General features: G+C 54.5%; 9 protein-coding genes and 2 tRNA genes. 9 read left to right on the top strand and 2 right to left on the bottom strand.

Annotated elements, in window-relative coordinates; genetic code table 11:
* The first annotated feature begins 32 nt into the window (after positions 1 to 32).
* The 8 genes from dnaE (at position 33) to QMG15_RS04495 (ending at position 8,678) form a co-directional block, all read left to right on the top strand.
* Positions 33 to 3,503, top strand: a complete 3,471-nt coding sequence (dnaE, locus tag QMG15_RS04460; protein ID WP_281789694.1) for a DNA polymerase III subunit alpha — start codon at positions 33 to 35, stop codon at positions 3,501 to 3,503.
* A gap of 6 nt (positions 3,504 to 3,509) precedes the next feature.
* Complete coding sequence (gene pgsA / locus QMG15_RS04465) at positions 3,510 to 4,073, top strand: CDP-diacylglycerol--glycerol-3-phosphate 3-phosphatidyltransferase (RefSeq protein ID WP_281789696.1); 564 nt, start codon at positions 3,510 to 3,512, stop codon at positions 4,071 to 4,073.
* Entirely contained in the window at positions 4,073 to 4,960 is an 888-nt protein-coding gene (locus QMG15_RS04470; protein WP_281789697.1) for an EamA family transporter, read from the top strand. The genes pgsA and QMG15_RS04470 overlap by 1 nt, the downstream gene beginning before the upstream one ends.
* A 34-nt stretch (positions 4,961 to 4,994) precedes the next feature.
* Positions 4,995 to 6,080, top strand: a complete 1,086-nt coding sequence (locus QMG15_RS04475) for a tartrate dehydrogenase (RefSeq protein ID WP_281789698.1) — start codon at positions 4,995 to 4,997, stop codon at positions 6,078 to 6,080.
* 178 nt (positions 6,081 to 6,258) lie between these two features.
* Entirely contained in the window at positions 6,259 to 6,531 is a 273-nt protein-coding gene (locus QMG15_RS04480) for an HU family DNA-binding protein (RefSeq protein ID WP_104799252.1), read from the top strand.
* 15 nt (positions 6,532 to 6,546) lie between these two features.
* A tRNA-Val gene (locus tag QMG15_RS04485) sits at positions 6,547 to 6,622 on the top strand.
* 71 nt (positions 6,623 to 6,693) lie between these two features.
* On the top strand, positions 6,694 to 8,589 hold the full coding sequence (locus QMG15_RS04490) for a SurA N-terminal domain-containing protein (protein WP_281789699.1): 1,896 nt from the start codon (positions 6,694 to 6,696) through the stop codon (positions 8,587 to 8,589).
* 13 nt (positions 8,590 to 8,602) lie between these two features.
* Positions 8,603 to 8,678 (top strand) — tRNA-His (locus QMG15_RS04495).
* 293 nt (positions 8,679 to 8,971) lie between these two features.
* Here QMG15_RS04495 and QMG15_RS04500 read toward each other — a convergent pair.
* Complete coding sequence (locus QMG15_RS04500) at positions 8,972 to 10,735, bottom strand: hypothetical protein (protein WP_281789700.1); 1,764 nt, start codon at positions 10,733 to 10,735, stop codon at positions 8,972 to 8,974.
* Between the two features lie 413 nt (positions 10,736 to 11,148).
* Between QMG15_RS04500 and nhaD the strand changes: the two genes are divergently transcribed.
* On the top strand, positions 11,149 to 12,426 hold the full coding sequence (gene nhaD / locus QMG15_RS04505) for a sodium:proton antiporter NhaD (RefSeq protein ID WP_281789701.1): 1,278 nt from the start codon (positions 11,149 to 11,151) through the stop codon (positions 12,424 to 12,426).
* 28 nt (positions 12,427 to 12,454) lie between these two features.
* On the opposite strand, the gene QMG15_RS04510 is transcribed toward nhaD, so the two are convergent.
* Entirely contained in the window at positions 12,455 to 12,778 is a 324-nt protein-coding gene (locus QMG15_RS04510; RefSeq protein WP_281789703.1) for a hypothetical protein, read from the bottom strand.
* Between the last annotated feature and the right edge of the window lie 15 nt (positions 12,779 to 12,793).

The following is a 12,793-nucleotide window of genomic DNA, read 5'->3' on the forward strand; positions in this document are numbered from 1 at the left end:
CTATGTAACGGCGTGTCCCTACAATCTGGCACATGTTTGTTCACCTGCGCCTCCATTCTGAATTTTCTGTCGTTGACGGGACCAACCGCATCGACGAGGTGGTGAAAGCAGCCGCAACCGACCAGCAACCCGCACTGGCCATCACAGACATCAACAACCTGTATGGCGCGATCAAGTTTTACAAAGAAACCCGTGGCAAGGGCGTCAAGCCAGTCATCGGCGCCGAGATTTACCTAGAGAGCCTCACCCAAGACGCCGCGCAGACCTCGCGCATGGTGCTCTTGGTGCAAAACCATCAGGGTTACTTGAACCTGTGCGAACTCATCAGCCGTGGCTGGACACAAAACGTGCACAGAGCCGTGGCTGTGATCAAGCTGGAATGGCTGCAAGAGTTGTCGCAAGGCCTGATTGCTTTGTCGGGCGCGCAAGCCGGTGCAGTGGGCCAAGCCTTGGTGCAGGGCGACACCACACGTGCAGGCGAGGTGGCGTTACAGCTGGCGGGCATCTTTCCACATCGTTTCTACATTGAGCTGCAGCGCGCAGGTCGTGCGGATGACGACACCCATGTGTCAGGCGCGGTGCAATTGGCCGCGCGTCTGAGCCTACCCGTGGTGGCCACACACCCTGTGCAGTTCACCCAGCCCGATGACTACGAGGCGCACGAAGCGCGTGTGTGTATTGCCGAAGGCGAAATCTTGGGCAACCAACGCCGTGTGCGCAAGTTCACACGTGAGCAGTATTTCAAATCATCCGCACAAATGTGCGAGCTGTTTGCCGATGTGCCCAGTGCCATTGCCAACACGGTGGAGATTGCCAAGCGTTGCAACTTGACCTTGGTGCTCGGCAAGCCGCAGCTGCCCAACTTCCCCATCCCGCCTGTGAACGGTGTGGTGATGTCTGTGGAAGCGTATTTCCGCCACGTGTCGCACGAAGGCCTCGAAGCACGCTTGTTGCACCTGTATCCGGTGGAGGCCAAACGCAACGAGGAGCGTCCACGCTATGTGGAACGCTTGGAGTTTGAGCTGAACACGATTTTGAACATGGGCTTTCCCGGCTACTTCTTGATCGTGGGTGACTTCATTCAATGGGCCAAAGCCAATGGCTGCCCTGTGGGCCCAGGCCGTGGCTCGGGTGCGGGCTCACTCGTGGCGTACGCCCTGAAGATCACCGACCTCGACCCGCTGCAATACAACTTGCTGTTCGAGCGTTTCTTGAACCCAGAGCGGGTCTCCATGCCCGACTTTGACATTGACTTTTGCCAAACCAACCGCGACCGCGTGATTGACTACGTGAAAGACAAATACGGCCGTGATGCCGTGTCGCAAATTGCCACCTTCGGCACCATGGCCGCGCGCGCCGCCATCGGTGACGTGGGCCGTGTGCTCGACATGAGCTACACCTTCTGCAAGGGCATCAGCGGCTTGATTCCCAACAAGCCGGGACAGCACATCACCATCGCGGGTGCGATTGAGGTCGAGCCCATCTTGGCCGAGCGTTTGGCCAAAGAGGATGAAGTCAAAACATTGTTGGAGCTCGCGCAAAAGCTCGAAGGCATGACGCGTAACGTGGGCATGCACGCCGGTGGTGTGTTGATTGCGCCGGGCAAGTTGACCGACTTTTGTCCGCTGTATCAACAGCCGGGCAGCGAATCGGCGGTGAGCCAGTTTGACAAAGACGACGTCGAAGCCGCGGGCTTGGTGAAGTTCGACTTTTTGGGCTTGGCCACGCTGACCATTTTGGAGATCGCGCGCGAGTTCATCATGGCTCGCCACAAGGGCCAAGAGAACTTCGCGTTTGAAAACATCCCGCTCGACGACAAGCGCACGTACGAACTTTTCCAAGACGGCAAAACCGAAGCGGTGTTCCAGTTTGAAAGTCGCGGCATGCAGGGCATGTTGCGCGATGCGCGTCCCACGCGTTTGGAAGACTTGATTGCGTTGAACGCCTTGTATCGGCCCGGCCCGATGGACTTGATTCCCAGCTTCGTGGCGCGTAAGCACGGACGCGAAACCATCGAGTACCCACACCCCATGGTGGCCGAGATGCTGTCTGAGACCTACGGCATCATGGTGTACCAAGAGCAGGTGATGCAGACCGCGCAGATTTTGGGCGGCTACTCACTCGGTGGCGCCGACATGTTGCGCCGCGCCATGGGTAAAAAGAAGCCCGAGGAAATGGCAGAGCACCGCGAAATCTTCCGCGCGGGTGCTGCCAAAAACAACATCACCCAAGACAAAGCCGACGAAATCTTTGACTTGATGGAGAAGTTCGCGGGCTATGGCTTTAACAAGTCGCACGCGGCTGCTTATTCGTTGCTGGCCTATCACACCGGTTGGTTGAAGGTGCATTACACGGCTGAGTTCTTCTGCGCCAACATGACGGTGGAGATGGACAACACCGACAAGCTCAAGGTGTTGTTCGAAGATGCCCACAAGATGGGCCTGACGTTTGAAGCGCCCGATGTGAACCGAGGCTTCTACCGCTTCGAACCTATTTCAGACAAAGTCATCCGCTACGGTCTGGGCGCCATCAAAGGCTCAGGCCAACAAGCGATTGAAGCCATCGTGGCTGCGCGCGAAGAGGGGCCATTCACCAGCTTGTTTGATTTCTGCCGCCGTGTGGACCGCAGCCGTTTGAACAAACGCACAGTCGAAGCCCTCATCAAAGCCGGTGCGTTTGACAACTTGCACCTCAACCGTGCCGAGCTGTTGGCCAGCGTGGAACGTGCGTTTGACTTTGCCTCTGCCAGCGAAGCCAACGCCAATCAGGGCGGCCTGTTTGACATGATGGGCGAAGACGCCCACGGCTCCAGCACGCAAGAACCCGAGTACGTAGAGATGCTGCCTTGGGGCGTGAAAGAACGCCTCACGCACGAAAAAGTGGCACTGGGCTTTTACTTGTCTGGCCACTTGTTTGACGAAGTCGAGCGCGAGGTGCGTCGCTTTGCCCGCACCCGCATTGAAGACTTAATGGACTCGCGCGAGCCACAGTTGTTGTCGGGCATCGTCAGCGACATGCGTGTCATCAACGGGCAACGCGGCAAGCTCGCCATCTTCAAGCTGGACGACAAATCAGCAGTGATTGAAGCCACGGCTGACGAGGCCACCATCAACACCTACCGCAACACCTTGAAAGATGACGAGCTGGTCATCATCATGGGCAAGGCGCAGCCCGATCGTTTTTCGGGCGGCTTGCGTTTGTCCATCCAGCAAGTGTGGAGCTTGGAGCAAGCGCGTTGCCGCTTTGGCAAATACCTCAGCGTTACTGTCAACGGCACATCGCCCGACATTGCCCGCATGCTGCGTGACCACCCCGCGAAAGTGGAGCAATCCGAGCAGGGCGAATTGGTGCGCGGCATGGGCGTACGATTGAAGTTGCTGCGCGACGGCGCCACGGCTGATGTACAGCTGGGCGATAGCGCCAAATTTTTCCCCAGCGATGCGGCCTTAGCCAGTTGGATGGCACAGGCCCATGATGGGCAATCTCACATCATTTACGAGTAACCATTTATGTGGACCATCCCTACGCTCATGACATTGGCGCGCATTGCAGCCATTCCTTTGATCGTGGGGCTGTTTTACTTGCCCATTGAAACCGCGGAGCGCAACCTCTGGGCCACCGTGATGTTTGTTGTGTTTGCTTTGACCGATTGGCTCGACGGGTACTTGGCCCGCAAACTCAACCAAACCTCTGCGTTTGGTGCTTTTCTCGACCCTGTGGCCGACAAGTTTTTGGTGTGTGCAAGTCTGCTGATCTTGGTGCACCTTGGGCGCGCCGATGTGTTGGTGGCGCTCATCATCATTGGGCGCGAAATTGCCATCTCTGCTTTGCGCGAGTGGATGGCGCAAATCGGCGCGTCGCGCAGTGTGGCCGTGCATGTGCTGGGCAAGCTCAAGACCATGGTGCAAATGGTGGCGATCCCGTTCTTGTTGTTTGATGGTCAGTTGTTTGGCTTGATTGACACCGCCCTGTGGGGCACGGTACTCATTTGGATTGCAGGCGTGTTGACCGTTTGGTCGATGGTGTACTACCTGCAAAAGGCTTGGCCTGATATCTTGGATCACGCCAAGTAATGGAGAACCAGCACAGCCAAGCATGGCTGCGCGCCATGCCTGTGGTGTTTGTGTTGATCTGGAGCACAGGTTTCATCGTGGCGCGCTACGGCATGCCCAATTCGCCACCGTTTACTTTCTTGCTGTGGCGCTACATTTTTTCCATTCTGTGTTTTGTGTTGTGGGTCAAATGGGCGCGTGTGCCTTGGCCGCAGGGCAGGGCACAGTGGCTGCATTTGGCGGTCACGGGTGTGTTGATGCACGCCGGTTATTTGGGCGGTGTGTGGGCCGCCGTCAAGGTGGGTATGGGCGCTGGGTTGACCGCTTTGATTGTGGGATTGCAACCCGTCCTGACGGCCATTTGGTTGTCGGCACGCGGCGGCCATGTGTCGCGCCGCCAGTGGCAAGGCTTGGCTTTGGGGTTTGTGGGCTTGGCCATGGTGGTGTCGCGCAAACTCGAAGGCGGCATTGAAGTCACGCCGTGGAGCCTGACCATGATCACCATGGCCTTGGTGTCCATCACCACCGGCACGCTGTATCAAAAACGTTTTGTGAAGCCATGCGATGTGCGCAGCGCCAATGCCGTGCAGCTCATGGCCGCGTACGTTGTGACCTTGCCAATCGCGCTGATGGAAACTGAACCCGCCTTGTGGAATGCTGAGATGACTTGGGCGCTTGCATGGTCTGTGCTGGCATTGACCTTGGGCGGCAGCTCGCTGTTTTACATCCTCATCCAACGTGGCGCTGCTGCGGCAGTGACCAGTCTCATGTATTTGGTACCGCCCACCACGGCCGTGATGGCGTGGGTTTTGTTCAACGAGCCCATCACCTTGGTGACACTGGCAGGCATTGCAGTGACTGCTGTTGGGGTCAGTTTGGTGGTGCGGCCACCTAGAATCGCCGCATAAATTTTTTGCAATATTTTGGTTTTAAAGGTTGAAGATGAGTCAAAAACGCATTGCAGTGATCGCCGGCGACGGCATTGGCAAAGAAGTCATGCCCGAGGGCATTCGCGTCATGGACGCCGTGGCCCGCAAATTTGGCATCGATTTGAAGTTTGACCACTTCGACTTTTCCAGCTGGGACTATTACGAAAAGCACGGCCAGATGCTGCCCGACGATTGGAAAGATCAAATCGGCGGCCACGACGCCATCTACTTTGGTGCCGTTGGTTGGCCAGACAAAATTGCAGACCACGTGTCGCTGTGGGGTTCGTTGTTGATGTTCCGTCGCGAGTTTGACCAGTACATCAACCTGCGTCCTGCGCGTTTGATGCCCGGCATCATTGCCCCCGTGGTGCGCCGTGACGGCTCGCCACGTCAGCCCGGTGAGATTGACATGTACATCGTGCGCGAAAACACCGAGGGCGAATACTCCAGCATCGGTGGGCGCATGTACCCCGGCACTGAGCGCGAAATCGTGATGCAAGAAACCGTGATGTCACGCATTGGCGTGGACCGCGTGTTGAAGTTTGCGTTTGAGTTGGCACAGACGCGTCCTAAAAAGCATTTAACCAGCGCCACCAAATCCAACGGCATTGCCATCACCATGCCGTATTGGGATGAGCGCGTGGTTGAGATGGCCAAGAACTATCCAGGCATCAACGTGGACAAGTTCCACATCGACATCTTGACAGCCCACTTTGTGCAACGCCCTGACTTCTTCGATGTCGTGGTGGCCAGCAATTTGTTTGGCGACATCTTGAGCGACTTAGGCCCCGCATGCACTGGCACGATTGGCATTGCGCCCAGTGCCAACTTGAACCCCGACCGCAAGTTCCCGTCGTTGTTTGAACCCGTGCACGGTTCGGCACCGGACATTGCAGGCAAGGGCATTGCGAATCCGATTGGCCAAATTTGGTGTGGCGCGATGATGCTTGAATTTTTGGGCCACAAAGATGCACACGATGCGGTAATGGCAGCCATTGAAAAGGTGTTGGACCCCAAGAGTGGTGCACCCAAAACACCTGACATTGGTGGTAACGCTAGTACTTCAGATGTCGGTCGTGCGATTGCTGAAGCCTTGTGATTTTTAGCTTCAAAAAACGACTAGAATTCGCTCCCATGCTGTCTTGCGCGTCGCTTCTCTTTCCGTGAAGTTCGTTGTAAGAAGGGCCGAGACTCCCATAGCAGCGTTACACCTCGTGTGGCTTGTAAACTAGCCATACCCATTGATCAACATCACATCTCATTGAGAGGGGATTTTTGTGAATAAAACAGAACTGATTGAGCACATTGCTAAGCACGCCGATATTTCCAAGGCTGCAGCCACTCGCGCACTCGAGTCCACCATCGGCGCGGTGAAGACCACCTTGAAAAAGGGCGGCACAGTTTCTTTGGTTGGTTTCGGTACTTTTGCAGTTGGCAAACGTGCTGCACGCACAGGCCGTAATCCTCGCACTGGCGAAGCCATCAAGATCAAAGCAGCTAAAGTGCCTAAGTTCCGTCCAGGCAAAGGTCTGAAAGACGCCTTGAACTAATTAAAGGTTCAGGATGGGTGCTTAGCTCAGTTGGCAGAGCGGCTGCCTTACACGCAGTAGGTCGGCGGTTCGACCCCGTCAGCACCCACCACCCATTAAAAAGGCGAACTCCGATGTTCGCCTTTTTTCTTGGCTTCACACACATCACGATGAGTCCACTTCATGTTTGATTTTGTTCGCAAGCACACACGGGTCATGCAATTTTTGCTGTTCCTGTTGATCTTCCCGTCTTTCGTTTTGTTCGGCCTTGAGGGCTACAACCGTTTCCGCGAAGGCGGTGCAACGGTTGCCACCGTCGATGGTCACGACATCACGCAAGCGGATTGGGATGCGGCACATCGCAGCCAAGTCGAGCGTTTGCGCAGCAGCATGCCCAATGTGGACGTGAAGTTGTTTGACACACCCGAAGCCAAATACAGCACCTTAGAACGCATGGTGCGTGACCGCTTGTTGCAAGTGGCCGCGAGCAAGTTGCGTTTAGGTGCCAGCGATGCACGCTTGGCCGCTGAGTTGCAGCAAAACCCAACCATTGCAGCTTTGCGCCGCGCCGATGGCACGTTGGACATGGAGCGCTATCGCCAGTTGTTGGCCACGCAAGGCATGTCGCCGGAGTCGTTTGAAGCGCAAGTGCGTGGCGACTTGGCCTCGCGTCAAGTGATGTCAGGTGTGGGTGTGACCAGCTTTAGCGCTAACGCCTTGGCCGATGTGACCTTGAATGCTTTTTATGAGCAACGCCAAGTGCAGGTGGCCAAGTTTGCGCCAGCTGACTTTGTGTCTCAAATCAAACCCAGTGATGAAGAACTGGAGACCTACTACAAAGCCAATGCCGACAAGTTTCAGTCCGCTGAACGTGCAGACATTGAATATGTGGTTTTAGATTTGGCTGCGGTGCAAAAAGGCATTGTGGTGCCAGAGGCTGAACTCAAGTCGTACTACGAACAAAACGCAGCCCGCTTGGCTGGCTTGGAAGAGCGTCGTGCCAGCCACATCTTGATCAATGCCGACAAAGGCGCCTCCGCCGCTGAGCGTGATGCCGCCCGTGCCAAGGCCCAGGCCTTGTTGGCTGAGGTGCAAAAGTCGCCCAATCAGTTTGCTGAGTTTGCGCGCAAAAACTCACAAGACACAGGTTCTGCTGCCAAAGGCGGCGACCTTGATTTCTTTGGCCGCGGTGCCATGGTCAAACCTTTTGAAGAGGCGGCTTTCGCCCTGAAAAAGGGCGAGACCAGTGGTGTGGTGGAAACCGAATTTGGTTTTCACATCATCCGTCTGACTGACATCAAACTGCCTGAGCAAAAAAGCTTTGAGTCGCAACGCGCCAAGCTGGAGCAAGAAGTGCGTGGCCAACTGGCGCAGCGCAAATTTGCCGAAGCGGCAGAGCAATTCACCAACATCGTGTACGAGCAGTCTGATAGTTTGAAGCCCGTGGCTGAGCGTTTGAAGTTGGACGTGCAACACGCCAGCAACTTGGGTCGCGAACCCGTGGCGGGCATCACCGCCGCGAACAGCCCCAAGCTGTTGGCTGCCGTGTTCTCACAAGATTCGATTGAGAAAAAGCGCAACACCGAAGCCGTCGAGTTGGCGCCCAATGTCTTGGCTGCAGCACGCATCACCAGCTACAGCCCCGCGCGCACCTTGCCTTTGGATGAAGTCAAAGCCCGCGTGCGCGACCAAGTGGTGGCGCAACTTGCCGGTGAACGCGCACGCTCAGAAGGTGCAGCCAAGTTGGCCGAGTGGAAGGCCAGCCCAGACGCTGCCAAATTGCCAGCTGCCATCGTGGTGTCGCGCGAATCCAAGCAAGCACAACCTTCGGCTCTGGTCGAAGCCGCTTTGCGTGCCAGTACCCAAACGCTGCCAGCGTGGGTCGGCGTTGATTTAGGCGTCAGTGGTTATGCCGTGGTAAAGGTTGAAAAAGTGTTGCCACGCGATGCAGCTAATTCACAAAGTTCGGCTCGTGAGCGTGAGCAGTACGCGCAGTGGTGGGCTTCGGCCGAAGGCTTGGCGTATTACAAGCTATTAAAAGAAAAATTCAAGGCAGAAATCAAAATAGCTAGGTTATAATTTTTGCTCTACGGTGGCTGTAGCTCAGTTGGTAGAGTCCAGGATTGTGATTCCTGTTGTCGTGGGTTCGAGCCCCATCAGCCACCCCAAATAAAACAAGCACTTAGCGCGGAAACGCCTAAGTGCTTTTCTTTTGGCTGCTCTCGATGTAACTATGGATGTAACTGAATTTTTAGGATGTGTTCAGTTGTTAGGAAATAAATTCTTTAAATCCGCTTAAGATCTTCGCGCGCGCGATGCGTATGGAAATTCAAGTTACACATTTGCCGATTTTTAGATTGCCTCAACATTTGTTCGTTTTAGGCTGGTTGAGGTCGCTCATCGCCGATCCGCCAACCAGCCGCTATTGGGTCATCAGCCGTCTTTGACGGCGAACGACTTATCACTTGCTTTTCTCTTGGTCGCCGAAGAGTAGACTTCTGGCGCGCCAAATTGAGTGGCCGAAGTTTCCTATCAACTGCTCGCCCTGCCGCAGATACGATGCCGCGGTGTCGATGCCCGCAAGCTCGAGGGCTTCACCGATCTTCGAGCTCGTCGGGTGCGCGTCGCCAACGCGCATGTCGTAGGCTCCGACGATGGCAGCAAAGACCTCACGAGCGCGCGCCTCCCCGACCTTCTGGGCTAGTATGTTCTGTAGCAACTTGTTAGAGGCTAGTTTTTCCTTGCCGGGGTGGTTGGACAGCTTTCGAAGAGCGCGCACGTCGAGTCGGTCGGTAAAAATGCGAACGAGCTCCTTGGCCAGCCGCAAGAGCGACGCCTGATCCTTGCTTGAAAAGCGAGAGACGTGCTGCATCGACGCCGCATCGTCAATATCATGTGAAAACAGCGGTTCACCGAATGACTTGCGGAAGTCCGCTTCCATCAACCGCATGCACCCAAACAGCATCTCCTCCATGGCAGTGGTATCCGCTGGTTGCGCCTTGACCTGCGAGGAGAGTAGCTCCGTACTAACCTTACCCTCCGGCGCGACGTTGCTCGCGGCCCAGAGGAACTGCTCCCAAGCGGGCAGTTTGGCGATGTCGTAGGCGTAGACGGTTATGAGCTCCGAGGAGTTGATACCAAAATGGGTTGAATATCCCGAAGTGGATTTGATTGCGCCAGTCTCTGCCGAGTACCACTCCAGGGAGAAACCTCGATGGCTCAGGAGCTCGTTGACCACGGACGGGCGGAACCACAGCCACCGTCCTATGTCCTCGTTGTTTAGCTCAGCCGAAAACTTGCGCGAGCCATCAGTGTCAACGATGAAGTGCGGCAGATTCTGATCCTTGTCCCCGCGCACACGTATGCTTTTTCCCTGATGTTCGATCCACTCGTCTCGCCAGAACTCGCCTTCGACGCGCACGCCAGGATAGCCGCTGAGATGACCTCTGGCACTCTCTGAGGCGGTGTTGTCGTTCGTTTCAGGCCCCATGACCGGTGCGTCTTCCTCCCCGTCGACATCGGTGCGCCACACACGCATCGACGCCCAGCTCCCGCCGAATACGGCGTTCAACTTCCGGATTCGCAATTCGTACCTTCCACCTTCACGCTGCTCCTGAATCTCATCCAGGCCGTTATAGAGGCTATCTTTAAGGTCGGCCACGTTTTCGATGCGCTTGCGGTAATAGGACAGACGAAGAGACAGGCCGCGCGCGGCAAGATAGTCCATCAGGAACTCGCGCTTGATCTCAATCAGGAGAGGGTGGCCATCGCTATCCATCTTCTCCCGGGCGACCACGACAAAGTCCTCTTCCGGTCTGACCCAGTTCGAACCATCCTTGATCAGTCGAAGCGCGACAACCAGATCGGGATTTAGGATCCACTGCCGGCCGCCGACCACAGGCTGCGGATGCTCGAAAACGAGGTTGATCCCGATGGGTTCCTTATCGTTGTACTGATACTCATCGATTGGCGAATAATGGCCATCCATGTATGCATATGGTGCAATGGTGTGCCCAATCCCTATGTCGCTCCAACTTAAGCGCTCGGCCAACTCGCGATGCTGTTTGGGAAAGGCGACGTAACCACAAGCGAATACGTCGCCTGTATACCCAATTTCCTTCACGTTACCCATCTCGTCGTTTAGCGACGCACGAAGAGGGACCCAGGTCGCCCGCGAAAACAGCCGCCGAATTTCAGATGCTTGAAGAATCCAGGCTTCGTTCATGGATCGACTATTTCAGAGTGATGTCAACAGATCCTATTCTGCCCCAGCATTCCGCACCAGAACTATGTGTGTGCTGTTCGCTGATCGGAGGCAAGGGAGCCACAGCGGTGCATCGCTAAAAGTTGAGCAAGGATCGATTTCCCAAAACTGATCTCCACAGAGTACTGACTTAGGCTGATTGCGGTCATTGATGCGATCAAGTCTTATCGACAGCTATCGACCCATTGCGGTCATAAGCCGTTAGTTGGGTACTTCATGACTCAACCGTACATATAAGATCTGTTCCTAGTTCAAAATCTAACGTATTTTGTAGGGTAAATTGGGTTACTCTTCTCAAACTTTCATGAGCAGCTTTTAGCAGCCACCATATTGCCTAATTGACGGCAGGATAACTTTGAGTTCAGGGATTCGCTGTGAACACACTATTGGTCGTTGTCTTTGTTTTGACGTATTTGGCGATTGCCCTCGAACATCCTTTCAAGGTGAACAAGTCGGCTTCAGCTTTGATCGGAGCGGGTTTATTGTGGACCATCTATGCCGTATCGGGAATTCAGCCAGAGACCCTTAGTGAACACTTAGGTGAGTCACTTATGAGTACTGCCCAGATCGTATTTTTCCTGATGGGTGCAATGGCCATTGTTGAAGTGGTGGATGCTCACGACGGATTCGACGTTATTACTTCACATATCAAGACTGTAAAGCTGGCGTCTTTGATGTGGATGGTGGGCTTCACGACTTTTTTCTTGAGTGCAATTTTGGATAACTTGACGACCACCATCGTCATGGTGTCTCTCATGAAAAAATTACTCGACAAAAGAGAAGATCGCATCTTTTTTGCGGGCATCATCATCATTGCCGCGAACGCGGGCGGTGCATGGACTCCTATTGGTGACGTAACGACTACGATGCTCTGGATTGGAGGTCAGATTACGACCGTTGAAATCATGAAAGGGTTGTTCTTGCCTTCACTGGTCAATCTCGTAATTCCACTGTTGATCGTGAGTCGGATGCTGGGCACTCGGCCCGTGATCGCGCCGCCCAGAATTGGGCAAGACAATAGAAGAACCGACCTTGTTGAACGTAACTTGATGTTTCTCTTGGGATTAGGAGTCTTGGTGTTGGTGCCAGTGTTTAAAACGGTGACACACCTCCCCCCATTCATGGGAATTTTGTTTGGATTAGGAATTTTGTGGCTCTTTGGAGAAATGGTTCATCGAGAAAAATCAGATGACACTAAAGAGCATCTAACTCTGGTCAGCGCTTTGAGCCGCATTGATATGGGCTCGATCATGTTTTTTATTGGGATTTTGTTATCGGTAGCAATACTGGAACACACCCAAATTCTGTCGTCTTTGGCCGCTTGGCTTGATCAGGCGGTGGGGCGGCAAGACGTCATCGTGCTACTCATAGGTTTAGCCAGTGCAGTGGTCGATAACGTGCCCTTGGTAGCTGCTTCCATGGGGATGTACAGCCTGGCTCAATATCCAACCGACAGTTTTCTGTGGGAATTCATGGCTTACTGCGCGGGCACTGGGGGTTCAATTTTGATCATTGGCTCCGCTGCTGGAGTCGCAGCTATGGGGTTAGAGCGAATTGATTTTGTATGGTATGCCAAAAAATTCAGCTTGCTTGCGTTGACCGGTTACGCGGCGGGAGCCGGGGTTTATATGTTGGAGCACTTGATATTTTGACAACCCAAATCGTTCATAGCCCGAGCGTTTAACGGACGGCGCTGTTGCGACGAGCCAATTCAATAAAAATGTGTCGTTTGATTTTTTTTCGGTAGATTGGGAAAAAGATCAATGCCATGAAGGGTGACATGACTAACATTTCGACCAGACTGGTGAACGAAATTCCCTCTGACAGCAACTGCGGACCGTACATGCGCTGCGCCAGTATAAATACGACCTGAAACCAAACGGCAACCACTAACAGTTCATTCAATGAGAATTTACCTCGCTTGGCTGCGGCAATGATGTCGTGTTGCTCCGCCTCGGTCAGCGGTTGTAACTCAGGGACTTGATTGACCCAGTAGTTGCTCATGGTGAAGTCTCGTGT

Origin of the sequence: Limnohabitans sp. INBF002 (genome assembly GCF_027924905.1) — a bacterium.
GTDB lineage: Bacteria > Pseudomonadota > Gammaproteobacteria > Burkholderiales > Burkholderiaceae_C > Limnohabitans.

Bases quoted from the DNA above. Each gene is read 5' to 3' on its own strand.
- dnaE (WP_281789694.1), top strand. From the start codon at position 33: ATGTTTGTTCACCTGCGCCTCCATTCTGAATTTTCTGTCGTTGACGGG.
- pgsA (WP_281789696.1), top strand. From the start codon at position 3,510: ATGTGGACCATCCCTACGCTCATGACATTGGCGCGCATTGCAGCCATT.
- QMG15_RS04470 (WP_281789697.1), top strand. From the start codon at position 4,073: ATGGAGAACCAGCACAGCCAAGCATGGCTGCGCGCCATGCCTGTGGTG.
- QMG15_RS04475 (WP_281789698.1), top strand. From the start codon at position 4,995: ATGAGTCAAAAACGCATTGCAGTGATCGCCGGCGACGGCATTGGCAAA.
- QMG15_RS04490 (WP_281789699.1), top strand. From the start codon at position 6,694: ATGTTTGATTTTGTTCGCAAGCACACACGGGTCATGCAATTTTTGCTG.
- QMG15_RS04500 (WP_281789700.1), bottom strand. From the start codon at position 10,735: ATGAACGAAGCCTGGATTCTTCAAGCATCTGAAATTCGGCGGCTGTTT.
- QMG15_RS04510 (WP_281789703.1), bottom strand. From the start codon at position 12,778: ATGAGCAACTACTGGGTCAATCAAGTCCCTGAGTTACAACCGCTGACC.